This is a genomic window from Alphaproteobacteria bacterium (genome assembly GCA_040905865.1).
Classification (GTDB): Bacteria; Pseudomonadota; Alphaproteobacteria; order UBA8366.
The window spans coordinates 17990-34361 of record JBBDQU010000065.1 but is presented as its reverse complement, the minus strand read 5'-3'; the positions used below and the strand labels follow the sequence as shown (position 1 = coordinate 34361).

Genomic DNA, 16372 nt, shown 5'->3' with positions numbered 1-16372 from the left:
ATACCCAGGAAAACGGAGAAAACGTATCATGAACTGCAAACGTCATGACCTCAATGCGACCATGAGCAAGGTGGTGGAGCATAACGGCGTCGTCTATATCGCCGGGACCACGGCGCCCGACACATCCGTCGGGGTGAAGGAACAGACCGAACAGGTGCTGGCGCGGATCGACGGTTACCTTGCGGTGGGCGGCACCGACAAATCGAAGCTGCTGTCCGCGACCGTCTATATTTCCGACATGTCGCATAAGCCGGCGATGAACGAAGCCTGGAACGCCTGGATCGACCCGTCGAACCCGCCGACCCGCGCATGCGTCGCCGTCGAACTCGGCACGCCCGACACCCACGTGGAAATCGTCGTGAACGCCCACAAGTAACGGTGGCGCCCGATGGTTGCGGTATCCGGGAAAAGTCTGGATGGAAAACGGGCTCGCACGACACTCGACCTCGCCGCGGCCGGTGACGATCTGGGCGCCTTCAATATCGAGGATCTCCGGCAGATGGCGCGGTCGCGCCTGCCGCGGGGAATCTTCGAATATATGGATCGCGGCGCGGAAGACGAAATTGCGCTGAACCACAACCGCGCCGTCTACCAGTCATTGAAGATCAGGAACCGTGTGCTGATCGATGTATCCGCCCGGTCGACCGCGACGGAAATATTCGGCCAAAAAATCACCATGCCCTATGGGATTTCCCCCACGGCGAGCGCCGGCCTGATGAGCGACCTGGGCGAGATCGACCTGGCCCGGGCGGCGGCCCGGATGGGCGTGCCCTGCACCGCGGCGACGAATTCGCTGACCCCTGTGGAGGACATTTTCGAAGCCTCGGACGGCCATCTCTGGTTCCAGTTGTATATGTGGCGGGACATCACACTACGGGACGCGTTTGTCGAGCGGATCAAGTCAATCGGCATAAAGACGCTGCTGGTAACAGTGGACGGATCGGTCGGATCGAACCGCGAGAATGACTACCGCAACGGCTTCTCCATGCCGCTGCGCTATCGACCGAAACTGATTGCCCAGGTACTTGCGAAACCAGGCTGGTGCCTGCGCGTCCTGGCGCCGCAGTACCTGACGCGCGGCGCCTTCGTGAAGGCAAATTATCCGCCGGAACTGGCGCGGAAACTGACCGACAAGACTGTCGATCACGAATATACAAAGTCTGACCGGCAGTGCTGGGACGATATCATGCGCATCCGGGACAAATGGCCGGGGCATCTGCTCGTCAAGGGACTGCAAAGCCGTGAGGACGCGGTTATCGCCGCGGACAGAGGGCTGGACGGCGTCGTCCTGTCGAACCATGGCGGCCGCTACCTGGATTCGGCGCCGGCGCCGCTGCAGCTGGTGCCCGAGGTCCGGGCGGCCGTCGGGGATCGTCTGAAAATCATTATCGACAGCGGCGCGCGGCGGGGATCGGACCTGGTGAAGGCCATGGCGCTTGGCGCCGACATGGTGATGTCCGGACGCCCGACATTATATGGAACCGCCGCCGCCGGAGAGGCCGGCGCCTGCCGGGCGCTGGAGATTTTCCGCACGGAGATGGACCGCGTCATGGCCCAGCTCGGCCTCAACAGCGTTGGGGAAATCGGTCCACACATTTTCTGGAACCCACCGGACTGGGTGCCCCATCAGGACCGCGCATGAAACAGGTATCGGACCTCCCGTCACGGCGATGTCGCCCCCTTCGGTTGCATGCCCGCCGCCGCCGACCCGCCTGGCAGGAATCGGATTGCCTCAATGTTGTGAACGGATTGCTGCCTTTTGCGGCAACGGCACCGAAATGGGCAAGCCGGTCACTTCCGGAACAAGGCATTCCGCCGCATTGCGCTTCTGGCACGGCCATTGCTTTGACAGGGCAGTCAGGGTTTCCTGTGTACCGACAAGAACGATTCTCCCGGCGCCCGGTTCACGTGTTGTCGGTCCTGACCGGATAGCGTTTCCCCGGGGGGAGACATTCCGGCAATTAGACTACGAAACCAGAAGAGGATAAGACAGTGAGAACAATTGCATCGGTTTTAGGAACCATTGGCATCGCAGGAAGCCTCCTGCTCGCATCCTCCGCAACGCAGGACGCGGCGGCGCAGGAAAGCAGGCAGATATTCAACCTGGGCACGGCGGGTATTACGGGCATTTTCTGGCCCACCGGCGGTCACACCTGCAACCTCGTAAACAAGAGCCGCGAGTCGCAGGGACACAAGCTTCGCTGCACCGTGGAAAGCACTGCCGGTTCGGTCTCCAACCTTAGGGCCATCAGAACCGGCGACCTGGACATGGGTCTTGCCCAGTCCGACCTGCTGTTTCATGCCTATAACGGCAGCGGCCCGTTCGAAAGCGAAGGCGCAAACAAGGATTTGCGTTTCATCATGTCCTACACCACGAACATGATTCATCTGGTCACGCGCAAGGAGACAGGCATCAAAAGCGTTCATGACCTGAAGGGCAAGCGCTTCAACAGCGGCAATGTCGGGTCCGGAACGGAAGCAACCTCTTATATGTTGCTCAGCTATTTCGGAATCGATCCGAAAACCGACCTGGCGCTTGATTCAAAACTGACGTCACGCGAACAGTCATCCGCGCTGTGCGACGGCAAGATCGATGCCTATCTGTATCCGACAGCCGTGCCTGTCGCCACCATCGAGGAAGCGGCCAATACATGCGACATTCACATCGTTTCGGTGAACGGGCCGGAACTGGACAAACTGCTGGCGGAACGTCCCTATTTCGAAAAAGCGACGATTCCCGCGGGCGTTTATCACGGCGTTGACCAGGACGTCTCGACCTTTGGTTATGCCGCCGCACTGGTAACCACATCAAGCCTGTCGGATGAAATCGGCTACAACCTCGCCAAAGCGGTGATGAACGGTTTCGAAAGCCTCAAGCAGCAGGCTCCCGCGTTCAAGCTGATGACGCGTGAAAAATCCATCACCTTCGGGAAGCAGGCGCCGTATCATCCGGGTGCGGAGCGTTACTACCGCGAAGCAGGCCTCATCAAATAGGCCCGTAGCCGCGTAAACCATACGTCATATCCTCCCCCCGCCCTGGACACCGATGAGCCGGCGCGGGGGAGCCTTGGCCCGCCCGTCGCCCGAAGGAAACGCATTTTGCCCACAGAACCGCCCTCGAATTCCGCAGCAGCCCTTCGTGACGTGAAGGCGATGGCCAGTGCCGCGGACACAGGCGCGCGCCAACTCGGCGGTTTTCCTGGCGGCCTGATATTTTCTCTGGCGCTCATCTGGTCGCTTTTTCATATATATATCGCGTCGCCACTGCCTTACATCCTTGGCGCGGGTTTTGTTCTGGACGGTACCCAGTCCCGCACGATCCATTATGCCTTCGCGATCATCCTGGTATTTCTGACGCATCCCTGCTTTCGGTCGTCGCCCCGGGACCGGGTAACGATTCCTGACTGGCTCTGGGCAATTATCGGCGCGGGCAGCGCCCTGTACATGGTCGTGTTCTTCGAGGAACTTTCACGGCGTGCCGCCGTGCCTATCGCCCAGGACATGGTCGTTGCCGCAATCGGCATGGTGGCCCTGCTGGAAGCCGTGCGCCGCACCACCGGCCTGCCGCTCCTGATCGTCGCCCTTGTCTTTATCGTCTACACCTTTGCCGGCGCACACATGCCGGAGGTGTTATCCCATCGCGGCGCCAGCCTGACCCGGATGACGGATCATATGTGGCTCTCGACCGAAGGCGTATTCGGCTTCGCGCTCGGGGTTTCCTCCAGCCTGGTGTTTCTCTTCGTGCTGTTCGGATCGCTGCTGGAAAAGGCCGGCGCCGGGAACTGGTTCATTCAGACGTCATTTGCGCTGCTGGGTCATCTGCGCGGCGGGCCGGCAAAGGCGGCCGTCGTCTCCTCCGCCCTGACCGGCATGGTTTCAGGTTCCGCGCTCGCCAATGTCGTCACCACGGGGACGTTCACAATCCCCCTGATGAAGCGGGTCGGCTTTTCGGCCGAAAAAGCCGCCGGCATCGAATCCACGTCCTCGATCAACGGCCAGCTCATGCCGCCGGTGATGGGCGCCGCCGCATTCCTGATGACCGAATTCGTCGGCATTTCCTATACGGAAGTGATCAAGCACGCCTTCCTGCCGGCCGTCATATCCTATGTCGGACTATTCTATATCGTGCATCTGGAGGCGCTCAAACTCGATCTGCCCATGCTGCAGCGGGTCACGCGGACCACGTTCTTCCAGCGCATTGCCGCATTTGTCCTGACTTTTGCCGGCCTGACCATTCTGTCGTTCATCGTTTATTACGGGGTCGGCTGGCTGCGTGTTGCGCTGGGGCCCGCCGCAAGTCCGGTGCTCGCCGTACTGCTGGCGGCGGCCTATATCGGCCTCCTGTGGGTTTCGACGCGCGTTCCGGTCCTCGAACTGGATAACAGCGAAGCGCCGCTGGAAAAGCTTCCCGAAATCCTGCCGACCATCCTCGCCGGGCTGCACTTCCTGATCCCCGTCGTCGTCCTGATCTGGTGCCTGATGATCGAGCGCCTGTCGCCGGGCCTGTCCGTATACTGGGCGGTCCTGTGCATCATCGCGATCATGATAACGCAGCGCCCGCTGGCCGCCGTCTTCCGGGGCATCAGGGGCGACACGGTCATGCGCGACGCCGTGGTTGCGGGGCTTTCCGAGGTCATTCACGGTCTTGTTGCCGGGGGCCGCAACATGGCCATGATCGCAATCTCCCTCGCCGCGGCGGGCATCATTGTCGGAACTGTATCGCTGACGGGCCTGGGGCTGGTCATGGTCAATGTGATCGAAATCGTGTCCGGCGGAAACCTGCTGGCCATATTGTTCTTTACGGCTGTCGTCACGATTATCCTGGGCATGGGGCTGCCGACCACCGCGAATTATGTCGTGGTCGCATCGCTGATGGCGCCGGTTGTCGTAACGCTCGCAGCCCAGTCCGGCGTCATCATTCCACTGATCGCCGTCCATCTGTTTGTATTCTATTGCGGTCTGATGTCCGGCAATACGCCACCGGTTGCCGTCGATGCCTATGCCGCGGCAGCCCTTGCGGGGGCGGATCCGATGCGGACCTGCCTGCAGGCGTTCTACTACGGTATCCGCACGATCATCCTGCCGTTTATCTTTGTCTTCAACACGGAACTCCTGATGATCGGCCTGGACAGCTGGTGGCATGTCTCGGTCACGATCATCATATCGCTGATCGCGATGCTGCTGTTCGTCGCCGGATGCCAGGGTTATTTCGTGGTTCGAAGCCGGCGCTATGAATCGGCTTTCCTGCTGCTGATCGCATTCAGCCTGCTGCGGCCCGGATTCTGGATCGACCTCGTTGTACCGCCGTTCCAGTCGGTCGAACCGGCCCGACTTGTCGAGGTCGTCGCCACGCAGAAGGATGACGCCCTGATCCGGCTGATGAGCCGGGGCGAAGACTTTACCGGCGCGCCGGTGGAGCGCATCGTCGTCCTGCCCCTGGGCGCCAGCGGCGCGGGCGGCGTGGAACGGCTGAGCCAGGCGGCTGGCCTGACTGTCCGCATCGAGGGTAGCCGGGTTTTCGTTGACGACGTCGGCTTCAACAGCGTCGCGCAGTCATCCGGCCTCGATTTCGACTGGGAGATAACAGGCGTGGACATCAACAATCCGCAGCCGGACAAGGAATGGATTTACCTGCCCTGCCTCCTGCTGCTGCTGCCGGTCGTTGCGCTGCAACGCCGCCGTCTGCAAACTGCCGCCCTGGCGAATTGAAATGCCAAGCAATACCAATCCAGGCTCTACCCGGGCAAGCCACAAACGTCCGGAATACGGAACATTTAACGGGAGATAACATGAACAGGAAAAACCCAACTGGCGGGAACTTCGACCCCGTCACCCTGGAAATCTTCTGGAATCGGCTGATTTCCATCGCCGACGAGTCGGCGGCGGCGCTGCTGCGCACGTCTTTTTCGACCATTGTCCGTGAATCGAATGATTTCGGCACGGTGCTGATGGATGAAAACGGCGATTCGCTGTCGGAAAACACCGGCGGCATTCCCTCATTTTCCGGCATCCTGCCGCGGACCCTGAAGCATTTCCTCGCCCGCTTTCCCAAGGAAACCTGGAAGCCCGGCGATTGCGTCATCACCAACGACCCCTGGCTGGCGACCGGACACCTGCCCGATATCACCATGGCGATGCCGATTTTCCACAATGGCAACCTGGTCGGGTTTTCCGGATCGATCGCCCATTCGCCGGATATCGGCGGGTCGCTCTGGTCGGCGGATTGCGGCGAACTCTTCGAGGAAGGGCTGCGCATTCCGCCGATGAAGTTTCTGGTCGAAGGGGAACCGAACGAACTGCTGCAGGAAATGATCCTGAGCAATGTCCGCCTGCCCGACCAGGTGCTCGGCGACCTGAACGCGCAGGTGACGGCCAACCAGGTCTGCGGCCGCCGGCTGAACGAATTTCTCGGCGATTCCGACCTGACCAACCTGACGGCCCTGTCGCAAACCCTGCAGCAGCGCGCCGAAACGGTCATGCGCCGGGCAATCGAGGAAGTGCCGGACGGCGTGTATCACGCCACCCTGGACGCCGACGGTTTCGCGCCCGACGAAACCCATATCGAATGCGCCATCACGGTAAAGGGCAGCACATTGAACATCGACTATGCGGGCACGTCGCCGCAGATCAAACGCGGCCTCAACACGGTAATGAACTACACCTACGCCTATTCGGCCTATCCCATCAAATGCGCGCTCGACCCCCAGACGCCGCGCAACGAGGGATCGTACCGGCCGATCACCGTCGACGCCCCGGAAGGCTGCATCCTCAACCCGCGTTTCCCCGCCCCCTGCAACGCCAGGCAATTGACCGGGCATCTGCTCGCCGGCGTCATCTACAAGGCGCTGGCCCAGGCCGTACCGGAAAAGATCATTGCCGACAGCGGCAGCGCGCCGTCCATGCGGGCCGTGTTCAACGGCACGGACCGGCAGGGGAACCAGGTCACGCAGATTCTGTTCGCCAGCGGCGGCGTCGGCGGCTGTCCCGGCAAGGACGGGCTTTCGACCACCGCCTTTCCGACCAATGCGGGCGCGGGCAGTATCGAGGCCTTTGAAAGCATCGCCCCGCTGATCGTCTGGAAGAAGGAATTCCGGACGGATTCCGGCGGCGCCGGAAAATTCCGCGGCGGCCTGGGCCAGGAATGCGAAATCGAGGTCCGGTCCAGGGAACCCATGCGGCTGTCGCTGCTGTCCGACCGCTGGAACCACCCGGCGGAAGGCGTTCTCGGCGGCGGGAACGGCGCCACCAGCGCCATCCGGTTCAGCGACGGCACCGTACCGCACCAGAAGTCGCGCACGACGATCGATCCCGGCATTCGCCTGCACATGCATTACGCCGGCGGCGGCGGGTACGGTAACCCGGCGGAACGGGACGAAGCCCGGATCCGGGACGACATCAAGAACGGCTATATCAGCAAGGAAGCGGCACTTCGCGATTACGGCATCTCCTGAGGCGGGCCGCAGGAATCAAACTGGAGCAACGATGAAAAAGAAAATTCGAATCGGCGTCGATGTCGGCGGCACATTCACCGATTTTGTCCTGGTCGACGACGACCGCGGCCTTATCTTCACGGGCAAGCGCCTGACCACGCCGGACGATCCCAGCGAAGCCATCCTGGAAGGCACCAGCCGCATCCTGAAAGAGGCGGGTACGGACCCGTCGGCGGTGCACAGCATCGTGCACGGCACGACGCTGGTCACGAATACCCTGATCGAACGGACCGGCGCCAGGGTCGGCCTGATCACCACCCGGGGCAACCGCGACGCCCTGGAAATGGGCCGGGAGATCCGGTACGACCTGTACGATCTGTTCCTGGAGTCGCCGCCGACCCTTGTCCCGCGCTATCTGCGCAAGGAAGTATCCGAACGCATGGCGCCCGACGGCGAAGTCCTGCTGGCATTCGACGCCGATGAATTCCGCGCCGTTACCCGGCAACTGGTCGATGAGGAAGCCGTCGAGGCGGTCGCCGTCTGCTTCATGCACTCCTACCGCAATCCCGACCATGAACGGCAGGCCAGGCAGATCCTGATCGAGGAACTGGGCGACATTCCGTTCACGATTTCGTCGGAAGCCGCGCCGGAAATCCGCGAGTTCGAGCGCACGAGCACGACCTGCGCCAATGCCTATGTACAGCCGCGCATGCAGACCTATCTCAAACGGCTGGAAAACGAACTGAGCGCCGCCGGGCATGACGGCGCCCTGTATGTCATGCTTTCGGGCGGCGGCATCACGACCGTTGAATCCGCCCGCGCCTTTCCGATCCAGCTGATCGAATCGGGTCCGGCGGCCGGCGCGATGGCGGCATCCTATTACAGCCGGCTTACGGATACCGAAAACTTCATTTCCTTCGATATGGGCGGCACGACGGCGAAAATGTGCCTCATCGACGGCGGCAGACCGGATCGCAAGCATGATTTCGAGGCCGGAAGGGTGCGGCGATTCATGAAGGGCTCCGGCCTTCCCCTGAAGGTTTCCGTGGTCGACATGATCGAGATCGGCGCGGGCGGGGGCAGCCTCGCCAATGTGGACGGCATGGGGCTGCTCAAGGTCGGTCCGCGCAGCGCCGGTTCGGCGCCGGGACCGGTATGCTACGGGCTGGGCGGCGAGAACCCGGCCGTCACCGATGCCGATCTCTATCTGGGTTACCTGAACCCGGATTATTTCCTCGGTGGGGAAATGGCCCTCGACATGGACACGGTGGAAAAGGCGATTGTCGAGAAAATCGCCAAACCGCTCGGGCTTACGGCGCTGGAGGCCGCCATCGGAATCCACAATATCGTCAACGAGAACATGGCCGCCGCGACCCGCATGCATCTCGCGGAAAAGGGACGCGATCCCAGGCGTTACGACCTGATCGCCTTTGGCGGCGCGGGACCGGTCCATGCCTACGGGCTCGCCAGGATTCTCAAGCTGCGGAAACTGGTGGTGCCCCTGGGGGCCGGCGTGACCTCGGCGCTGGGCTTTCTCGTCGCGCCGCCGGCCATCGACTATGTGCGCAGCTATGTTTCCCGTCTGGAAAACCTCGACTGGGCGCACCTCAATACGCTGTATGCGGAAATGGAAGCGGATGCGCGCGCGCTGCTCGCCGATGCGGGGGTCAGCGGCGACGAAGTCACGATCACCTGCTCCGCCGAAATGCGCCATGTGGGCCAGGGCTTCGAAATTTCCGTCCCCGTACCGAACGGGACACTGTCAGCGGATACCCTGAACGACTTGCGGGAGTCCTTCTTCGATACCTACCAGAAGCTGTTCGAACGCACGGTCCGGGACGTCGGGATCGAGGCCATGAGCTGGCGTCTGGCGGCAAGCGGCCCGAACCCCGAAATTTCCCTGAATTTCGGCAGCGGCGGCGAAGCGGGAACCGCCCTGAAAGGCACAAGGCAGGTCTACTTCCCTGAAACCGGCTTCGTCGAATGCGATGTCTACGACCGTTATGCACTGCGCGCGGGCGACCGCTTCGATGGCCCGGCGGTGGTCGAGGAACGGGAATCCACGACGGTCATCGGACCGGGCGCCAAAGTCGATGTCGATGGGCACCTGAACCTGATCTGCCATTTACCGGAGAACTGACCGGAGATTTCCAAAACGAGCACCGGCGATGCTACGCTGTCCGGAATGGCGGGCGTCGCCGGACAACAGAAAGACAGGACCATGAAGGCCCAGGAAATCGAACACCTGTTTCGCGGCAGCGCAACAGCGCCAACGCAGGGATTGCCGGGGCAGCCGCCGTTCACCACGCGGCCGGAACTCTGCGGCACCTTCGGCATGGTGGCATCGACCCACTGGCTGGGAACGGCGGCCGGGATGGCAATTCTGGAAAAGGGCGGCAACGCCTTCGACGCGGCTGTTGCGACCGGCCTCGCCCTGCAGGTCGTCGAACCCAGCATGGCCGGGCCCGCCGGCGATGCGCCGGTTATCCTGTACGATGCAAAAAACGATGATGTATCGGTGATCTGCGGCCAGGGCGGCGCGCCCGCCGCGGCGACCGCCGCCGCATACCGCCATCTGGGGCTGGACATCATCCCCGGCGCCGGACTGCTGCCGCTGGTGGTGCCGGGCGCGTTCGGCGCCTTCATGACCCTGCTGCGCGACTGGGGCTCGCTGCGCCTGCGCGACGTAATGGAGCCGGCCATCGGCCATGCGCGCAACGGCTATCCTATCGCCGCACGCGTTGTCGCGACAATCGACAGCCTGAAGGAGCTGTTTGTCGAACACTGGCCGAGTTCGGCGGCGGTATACTGCCCCGGCGGCAGGGTGCCGAAGGCGAATGACCTGTTCACCAATCCCGTTCTAGCGGATACCTTCGAACGCATCCTGCGCGAAGCGGAAGCCGCCGGCAGCGGCCGCGAACAGCAGATCGATGCGGCCTGCGATGCGTTCTATCGCGGCTTTGTCGCGGAATCCGTGGACCGGTTCTGCCGGGACAATGAATATCTCGACACCTCCGGGCGACGCCACAGCGGCTTCCTGTCCGGGGAGGACATGGCCCGCTGGTCGGCCCGCATCGAGGCGCCGCTGTCGCTGGATTACGGCGATTATACGATTTTCAAATGCGGCCCGTGGAGCCAGGGCCCCGTCCTGCTGCAGCAACTGGCGCTGTTGCGCGGTTTCGATATCGGATCGATGGATCCGGACGGCCCGGATTTTGTCCATCTCGTCACCGAATGCGCGAAACTCGCCTTTGCCGACCGCGAGAAATTCTACGGCGACCCGGATTTCGTCGATGTGCCGGTCTCTGTCCTGCTCAGCGAGGAATACAATGCCGCGCGCCGCGCGCTGGTCGGCGAAACGGCCTCCGGAGAGATCCGGCCCGGCGCGATACCGGGGTTTGGCGGGCCGGTCATCTATGGCCTCGAAGACGGGCAGCGCTACGCCATATCCGAAGACGGCGCGCCGTCCCCGCTGTCCGCCCCGTCGCCGGCCGTATCCATCGCGACCGGCGACACGGTGCATCTCGACGTCGCCGACCGGTTCGGCAACCTGGTATCCATCACGCCCAGCGGCGGCTGGCTGCGCAGTTCGCCGACCATCCCGGACCTCGGATTCGCGCTGTCGAACCGGGGACAGATATTCACGCTTGAAGAGGGCACGCCGGGCTGCATCGCGCCGGGCAAGCGGCCGCGCACAACGCTCAGCCCCGGCTTCGCGACCCGTCACGGCAAGCCCTACATGGCCTTCGGCACGCCCGGCGCGGACCGGCAGGATCAATGGGCCCTGCAGTTCCTGCTGCGCCATATCCATCATGGCCAGAACCTGCAGCAGGCGGTCGATGCGCCCACATTCAATACCTCGCATTTCCCCGGATCGTTCTACCCGAAACGCGCGGCGCTGAAATCGCTCAGCGTCGAAGGGCGATTTTCCGCCGCAACGGTCGATGCGCTGCGCCGGCGCGGCCATGACGTTTCCATCGGCGAGGAATGGTCGCAGGGCCGGATGTGCGCGGTCGCCCGCGACGGCCATCTGCTCAAGGCGGCGGCGACAGCCCGCAATACACAGGGCTACGCCTTCGGACGATAAGGCCAGGCGGCCGTCGGTGCTCGTGCACCGAAAGCCAAGGGCGCGGAGCACCCGCCCGGCGCTTGAGGGAAGGAAAAATGAAAGGGCAACCGGGTTCACCCGATTGCCCTGACGGTGAGGCTGATTCCGGTTGCCTCGCATGTTTGGCGCGGGCACGATATCGTATTCCGCCCGGAACCGGTTCATTTGCCATGCCGACCCGGTCTGTCGCGCGGTCACTATCAGGGGAAGTAACGCCATGCCGGATACAGGGAAATTAACCGACCAGAAACTGGAAACGCTCGCCGATTCCAGGCTTGTCGGCGAAGGCTGGTCCGAAGTGCAGCCGGGCGCCGATCCGGTCCTGTACGGGCATGTCGATCTCTCCCCCAAGGGCGCGTTCGAGGTCCGCAGCTTCCAGACCTTCACCCTGACCTATACCGTCGGGCGTTTCGGCCTGGATGACAGCGGCGCGATACGGGTCGTCTTCCGCGCCATGGGCGATGCGGGCCGGTTGCAGACCAGCGACCCGTCCGGCGACGGCTATGTCACCGCCACGGCCAGCAACGGCGCGACATTGTCGGTGGAATATTCGCGTCGCGGCGCGTCCGCCCGGCCGCGCTGGAAGGCCCTGACCATCGGGGTTTCCGGCGGTTATCTGCGCGAGGGCGACACCATCACCATCGTGTTCGGCGACACAAGCCACGGGTCGCCCGGCATGAAGATGCAGACCGTCGTCGAGGACGGGTTCGAGTTCAAGGTGCTGGCCGATGTCTGCGCCACCGGCCATTTCACGCCGATCCCGAATACGCCCAGCATCGCCATCGTGCCGGGGCAGCCGGTCGTCTGGCGCGCCGTGCTCAGCAGCCTGCGGCGGCCGGGTGAAAGTTTCATCTTCGGGCTGAAGGCCGAGGACAAATGGGGCAACCCGACGGAACATGCGACCGGCGCCTTCACCTTCGAAACCAGCGTGCCGGTAAACAACCTGCCCTCCCGCTTCGATTATCCGCGCGGGGAGCGGGCCGTCACCTTCGAGGGGCTCAGCGTCGACAAGCCGGGCGAATTGCGCATAACGGTACGGGACGAGACAACAGGGAATGTCGTCGCGCGGTCGCACCCGATGATGATCCGCGAGGGACAGTACGGCGCCTATTGGGGCGACCTGCACGGGCAGAGCGGCGAATCCATCGGCATCGGCACGTCCCGATCCTACTTCAATTTCGCGCGCAACCGGGCCTTTCTCGACCTGACCAGCCACCAGGCGAATGACTTCCAGATCAACAACGCCTTCTGGAAATTCCTCAACGAGTTGACGGCGGAGTATCACGAGGACCATCGCTTCGTCACCTTCCCCGGCTATGAATGGTCGGGCAATACGGCGGTCGGCGGCGACCGCAACGTCTATTTCCGCACGGAGGGCCGGCCGATCCGTCGCTCGTCCCACGCATTGCTGCCGGAACGCCATGACCTCGACACCGACGCCCCGAATGTCAACCTGCTGTTCGAGGCGCTGAAGGACGAGGATTGCGTGATCTATGCCCATGTCGGCGGGCGCTACGCGGATGTCAAATACGCCCATGACCCGAAACTGGAATCGGCGATGGAGATACACTCCGCCTGGGGCACCTTCGAGTGGCTGCTGACCGACGGCTTCCCGCTGGGCCATCGCAGCGGCGTCGTCTGCAACAGCGACGGCCACAAGGGCCGGCCCGGCGCCAGCTATCCGGGAGCCTCCACATTCGGCGCCTATGGCGGGTTGACCTGCTTCTACGCAACGGAACTGACCCGCGATGCGATCTTCGATTGCCTGCGCAAACGCCATCACTACGGCACGACCGGCACCCGGATGCATCTGGACGTGCGCGCAACCTTCCCGACATCCGGCCGGCTATTCGACCGCGATCCCGATGCCTTCGACGATGCGACATCGCAAAGCGTCAAAGAGGTCATGATGGGCGATATCGTGCAGACGGACGATTCGTCACTGTCGCTGAAGGTCGCGGTCGCCACCCAGTCGCCGATCGAACGGGTGGAAATCCGCAACGGCTTCGACGTCCTGCACACCGCGCGCGGCTATACCGAACGCGATCTTGGCGAACGCATCCGCGTGGTGTGGAGCGGCGCTGAATATCGCGGTCGCGGCCGTGAAACCAACTGGAAGGGCAAGGCCCGGTTTTCCGGCGCGACCATCCGGCGTATCGAAAAGATCAATGCCTTCAACCTGGAACGGCTGCTGGAGCAGCAGGGCGCGGATACGGTTGTCTTCGATTCCATCACGACCGGTAACTTCGGCGGGTTCGACGCCTGGATCGAACCGGGCGCGCCCGGCGACCTGGAGGTCACGACGAACCTCGGCAGCCTGACCGTTCCGCTCGCGGAAATCGGCCTGGAGGATACCGTCCTCGAAGCGGGCGGATTGGAGCGCAGGATTCGCACCTTCCGCCTGCCGGCGGAGAACACGACGTTTTCCCTGGATATCGAACTGGACATCGCGCTGAAACCGACCGGCGACAATCCCGTCTGGGTCTGCGTCACCACCGAGGACGGCTTCCAGGCCTGGAGCAGCCCGATCTACGCCTTCCGATGATCCGGGACGGCCGCCCCGTCGAGAAGAAACTCGGCCGCCGAACGTAAATCGGCGAAGCGCGCGGTCGGTTCATGCCTTACGTCGGCGCCGGAAACCGCATTGCCGGATTCGACCAGAAACGTTCGCAGCCCGGCGGCAAAACCGCCGGCGATATCGGTCTCCGGCGTATCGCCGATCATGACGGTTTCATCCTTCGCAATGCCAAGCCGTTCGACGGCAAGGTGGAAGATCGCCGCATGGGGCTTGCCGAGAACCGTGGCTGTCCTGCCGCTCGCGGCTTCCAGGAAGGCGACGACCGGACCGGCTTCCGGCTCGGGTCCATGCGGGGTCGGAATGACCGCATCGGCATTGCTGGCAAGCAGGACCGCGCCATTGGCAAGATGCCGAACGGCGGGCGTGAGGTCGGCAATTTTCAGGCCGGATTCGATCCCGGCCACGACATATTCGGGATCGTCGCTTTCGACGGCCCCCGCCGAGAGGACCGTGTCCCGCAGGGTCGCGCTACCCACGATATGGACCCGCGGCGCGACGCCCTGCGCCATGAGGTACCGGGCAACCGCCATGCCCGAGGTAATGATATCGGCGGGATCCACGGCAATGCCGAAGCCGCCGAGTTTCCGCGCATATTCGACCGGCGTGCGCCGCGCATTATTGGTCAGGCAGACCACGCGGATACCGCGATCCTGCAGGTCGCGAACGGCGGCGGCGGACCCCTCGATGGGTTCGTCGCCCCGGAACAGCACCCCGTCCATATCGAGGATGACGCCGCGAACCGGGTGGCCGGCATCGGCGATGCTGTTCTTCAGCCGCAGGATATCGAAGGACGGCAGCGGTTGCGTCCAATGGGCGTTCAGCCCGCGCACCGGCACCTCGTACCGCATTGGATCGGCGCCGTGGACGGTCCAGCGAACCTGTTCATCGATCTCGATTTCCGCCCATGCGCCGCTTGCCGCGCCTTCGGTCGTATAGCTTTCGGCCAGCGACTGCACCGTCAGGTAACGGATGCCGTCGATGGTGGTGTTGTGGTTGCGGTGCACGTGACCGGCGACGCAGAGAATGACCTTGCCGGAAGCCTCGATGATTTCCCGCGCCGCCTGCGTATGCCGCAGGGTCGCGGAGGCCGTGTTGTTCTGGAAATAGTAATTGCCGGTCATGGCTTCGCTGTCGAGCGGCACATGGGTGAAGATGACGGCGGGGAGCGTGGTGTTCGCAAGATCGCGGCGCAACCAGTCGAGGTCGGCGTCGCTCGGGATCGGGCTGTCCGGGAACCGGCCGGACAGGTCGATCTGCCAGAACACGAGATGCCGCCCCTTCAGGTCCTGACTGTGGCTGCCGAGGGGCCGGCCGAGGATCGCTTCGTTTTCCGCCCGGGTCAGGTAATGCAGGTCGTGGTTTCCCAGCAGGTGCGCGCGGGGTTTGTCCAGCCCGCCGAAAACCGACATGACGTCGCGCATCAGCCCCGCATCCGTATCATGGTCGACATTGGAAATCCGGTCGCCCAGATCGACAATCAGATCCGCCTTGCCCGCCGCAATCCGCTGGCCGACCGTTTGCAGCAACGGCAGCGCCGCGGCGCCCTGTTTGGTATAGCGCGTCGGCCCGTGGTGAATGTCCGTCACGATCGCCAGTTTCAGTGTTTCCATGGTTCCGCCATTGCCATCCGGTGATTCAGAACAGGTATCGCGTCCGAGCCACTCATGGCGCATATGAGCCTGAAACGGCCTTGTTTACAAAGTCGCCGACATCATGAACGTCGTGAAGCGCCAGGCATTGCGCGAACAATGAGCCGGCCGCCGACCCGTCCATGACCCCGCCGCAAAGCTGGATGAACTTGCGCTTCAACTGGTCATCGCTGAGCGGATTGTCCGGTCCGCCGACCGCCTTCGTGACATGTTCCGCCATCCTCTCCCCGTCGGCCAGTTCAACGACGACTTTAGCCTGCGTCGCCGTCATCTCGTCGGACCGGTGAATGACGAACCGCTTGCGCAGGGCGGTAAGGCCGGGATCGGCAACGTCCGTACCTTCGAATATGTCGAAATCCGCCGCGCCGAAGGTCAGGGCAAGCGCCGCCGCGTGATGCAGGCTGAACCGGCTGGTAATCAGCGAACCGGGATCCGGCTTTTCCGCCAGGACGGCGGTACGGGGATGGACGAAGATATCCACGGACCGGACCGCGCCGCAATCGAAACCGGAACGCCGGGTAACGTTGATGCAGGCGTCGATTACCGGATGGATGACAACCCCGCAGGGATAGGGTTTCAGGCTGATTTCGGAGACCAGAAACCGGCG

At 63.1% G+C, this 16372-nt stretch carries 10 protein-coding genes; 8 read left to right on the top strand and 2 right to left on the bottom strand.

Translation table 11 applies throughout. The annotated features are described in order from the left end of the window. Positions 1-28: 28 nt before the first annotated feature. The 8 genes from WD767_14260 to WD767_14225 all read left to right on the top strand — a co-directional run bounded on the left by WD767_14260 (position 29) and on the right by WD767_14225 (position 14083). Entirely contained in the window at positions 29-376 is a 348-nt protein-coding gene (locus WD767_14260) for a RidA family protein (GenBank protein MEX2617255.1), read from the top strand. 12 nt (positions 377-388) lie between these two features. Beyond that, positions 389-1642, top strand: coding sequence for an alpha-hydroxy acid oxidase (locus WD767_14255; GenBank protein MEX2617254.1), 1254 nt, complete (start codon positions 389-391; stop codon positions 1640-1642). A gap of 350 nt (positions 1643-1992) precedes the next feature. After that, positions 1993-2994 carry a TAXI family TRAP transporter solute-binding subunit gene (locus WD767_14250; GenBank protein MEX2617253.1) on the top strand — a complete coding sequence of 334 codons (1002 nt, stop codon included), beginning with the start codon at positions 1993-1995 and terminating at the stop codon, positions 2992-2994. Between the two features lie 105 nt (positions 2995-3099). Beyond that, entirely contained in the window at positions 3100-5709 is a 2610-nt protein-coding gene (locus tag WD767_14245) for a TRAP transporter permease (protein MEX2617252.1), read from the top strand. Between the two features lie 80 nt (positions 5710-5789). Next, entirely contained in the window at positions 5790-7451 is a 1662-nt protein-coding gene (locus WD767_14240) for a hydantoinase B/oxoprolinase family protein (protein ID MEX2617251.1), read from the top strand. 31 nt (positions 7452-7482) lie between these two features. Then, the gene (locus WD767_14235; GenBank protein ID MEX2617250.1) at positions 7483-9570 is read left to right on the top strand and encodes a hydantoinase/oxoprolinase family protein; all 2088 of its coding nucleotides are present in this window, start codon (positions 7483-7485) and stop codon (positions 9568-9570) included. A 195-nt stretch (positions 9571-9765) separates the two neighbouring features. Then, on the top strand, positions 9766-11517 hold the full coding sequence (locus tag WD767_14230; GenBank protein ID MEX2617249.1) for a gamma-glutamyltransferase family protein: 1752 nt from the start codon (positions 9766-9768) through the stop codon (positions 11515-11517). A gap of 238 nt (positions 11518-11755) precedes the next feature. Next, positions 11756-14083: a DUF3604 domain-containing protein gene (locus WD767_14225; protein MEX2617248.1), complete on the top strand. Its 2328-nt coding sequence runs from the start codon at positions 11756-11758 to the stop codon at positions 14081-14083. On the opposite strand, the gene WD767_14220 is transcribed toward WD767_14225, so the two are convergent. Both WD767_14220 and WD767_14215 read right to left on the bottom strand, forming a co-directional pair. Beyond that, the gene (locus WD767_14220; GenBank protein MEX2617247.1) at positions 14068-15726 is read right to left on the bottom strand and encodes an HAD-IIA family hydrolase; all 1659 of its coding nucleotides are present in this window, start codon (positions 15724-15726) and stop codon (positions 14068-14070) included. The genes WD767_14225 and WD767_14220 overlap by 16 nt on opposite strands. 52 nt (positions 15727-15778) lie before the next feature. Then, a complete protein-coding gene (locus tag WD767_14215) occupies positions 15779-16345 on the bottom strand; it encodes a hypothetical protein (GenBank protein MEX2617246.1) in 567 nt (188 codons plus the stop codon). Positions 16346-16372 lie beyond the last annotated feature (27 nt).

Excerpts from the sequence above, each read along its gene's own strand:
- WD767_14260 (MEX2617255.1), top strand. The coding sequence starts at position 29 with ATGAACTGCAAACGTCATGACCTCAATGCGACCATGAGCAAGGTGGTG.
- WD767_14255 (MEX2617254.1), top strand. The coding sequence starts at position 389 with ATGGTTGCGGTATCCGGGAAAAGTCTGGATGGAAAACGGGCTCGCACG.
- WD767_14240 (MEX2617251.1), top strand. The coding sequence starts at position 5,790 with ATGAACAGGAAAAACCCAACTGGCGGGAACTTCGACCCCGTCACCCTG.
- WD767_14235 (MEX2617250.1), top strand. The coding sequence starts at position 7,483 with ATGAAAAAGAAAATTCGAATCGGCGTCGATGTCGGCGGCACATTCACC.
- WD767_14230 (MEX2617249.1), top strand. The coding sequence starts at position 9,766 with ATGGTGGCATCGACCCACTGGCTGGGAACGGCGGCCGGGATGGCAATT.
- WD767_14225 (MEX2617248.1), top strand. The coding sequence starts at position 11,756 with ATGCCGGATACAGGGAAATTAACCGACCAGAAACTGGAAACGCTCGCC.
- WD767_14220 (MEX2617247.1), bottom strand. The coding sequence starts at position 15,726 with ATGGAAACACTGAAACTGGCGATCGTGACGGACATTCACCACGGGCCG.